This is a genomic window from Ruegeria sp. AP12 (assembly GCF_056540025.1).
Window position 1 is genome coordinate 1 of the sequence record NZ_JBQFVZ010000272.1, and the last position, 598, is coordinate 598.

Consider the following 598-nt stretch of genomic DNA (forward strand, 5'->3'; position numbering starts at 1 on the left):
GGCCCGTCATCGGTGAACGAGATTTTTTGGGTGAGGTCGACATAGTCCGTCGCGGTGTCCGCGGCGGTCTCGGCATCGCTGAGGGTGCCGACCAGACGGATCGCATCGGTCAGGGCCGCGCCCAATCCGGTGACATCCGAGGCATAGCCCGAGGTATCTGCCGAACTGTGCTCGACCGCCCGGTTCTGGGTCAGCGTCACCGCGCCGGTGCTGCTGACGACCGAGACCGAGAACACGACTTGCCCGCCCGAGGTTTTGCCTTCGATGACGCCAGCATTGTTGCTGAGAACCACGGTGTCTCCGGTGGCGGTGTCTTTCAGGGTCACCGACCCGGCATTGGAGCCCAGTTCAAGACTGTAGACCAGCGCGCCCAGGCCATCTTCGCCCGGATCATTCGTGGTCACGTTGAACAGATCGCCCACACCTTCGGTGTCCGTATCCGGCCCACCCGTCAGATCGGCGTCATCCGTCTGCAGGTCCGCGGTGCCAAGGGTCATGGCAAAGGCTGGCCCGTCATCGGTGAACGAGATTTTTTGGGTGAGGTCGACATAGTCCGTCGCGGTGTCCGCGGCGGTCTCGGCATCGCTGAGGGTGCCGA

General features: G+C 63.7%; 1 protein-coding gene. It reads right to left on the minus strand.

Going from position 1 to position 598, the window contains the following annotated elements:
- Positions 1 to 598, minus strand: a 598-nt coding sequence (locus ACR0E6_RS22700) for a DUF5801 repeats-in-toxin domain-containing protein (RefSeq protein ID WP_480587641.1), incomplete at both ends; no start/stop codon positions are given.